Here is a 906-nt window from a genome sequence, read left to right on the forward strand (position 1 = left end):
TCACGGAAATCGCCGCAACGCTGAAGACCGGATCCCCGCTTCATCTAGGCAATGATCTCGGCCCGGTGGTCAACGCTCGGCAGCTCGATGGCATTACCCGGGCAATCGCTGTTGCCGAGGGACAGGAGGGCGTGAGCCTGATGCTTGATGGACGCAAGGCGCAACGGCCTTCCGAGGGCTGCTTTATTGGACCGACGATTGCCGTCGGTGTCGAACCCGCCTCGAAGCTGGCGCAGGAGGAAGTGTTCGGGCCGGTGCTCGCCGTAATGTCTTTCACGTCGCTCGATGAAGCCATCGCGATCGCCAATGGCACACGCTACGGCCTTGGTGCCGCTGTCTGGACACGTGACATAGACAAGGCACTCCACGCCAGCGAGCGCCTGCRTGCCGGCAGCGTCTTCGTCAACGCCGCCGGAGGCGTGAACATCGAAATGCCGTTCGGTGGCTTCAAGGAGTCCGGCTTCGGTCGCGATCGCTCGCTGCACGCCTTCGACAAGTTCACGGATATCAAGGCGACGCTCATTCGCCGTTCTGCCCGCGCTGTCGGAGCCGTCGTATGATCGTCGCCACGCAACCGGTGAAAGCGACGACTGCAGCCACGGCCTTTCTCGAAGCATTGAAGCGGCGTGGAGTCGACTACCTGTTCGGCAATGCAGGAACGGATTTTGCCGCGATCATCGAGGCCTATGCGACGCATCCCCAGCCATCCGCCCTTCCTCGACCGATCACCGTGCCGCACGAAAATCTTGCGGTGGCCATGGCGCACGGCGCCTATCTTGCCACTGGCAATCCGCAAGCGGTCATGGTGCACGTCAATGTCGGGACGGCTAACGCAATCTGCGGGCTCATCAACGCCTCTCGCGAACAGGTGCCGCTCATCCTTTGTGCCGGCCGCAACCCGATCAC

2 protein-coding genes are annotated in these 906 nt (G+C 62.3%); both read left to right on the forward strand.

Annotated elements, in window-relative coordinates:
* Window positions 1–560: aldehyde dehydrogenase family protein (locus AC1D0I_RS32635; RefSeq protein WP_477400190.1), on the forward strand; the 560-nt coding region annotated here is incomplete at its 5' end.
* The coding region (locus AC1D0I_RS32640; protein ID WP_477400191.1) for a thiamine pyrophosphate-binding protein at window positions 557–906 on the forward strand (350 nt) is incomplete at its 3' end. The genes AC1D0I_RS32635 and AC1D0I_RS32640, both read left to right, overlap by 4 nt.

It is taken from the genome of Mesorhizobium sp. P2_D1 (assembly GCF_056404455.1).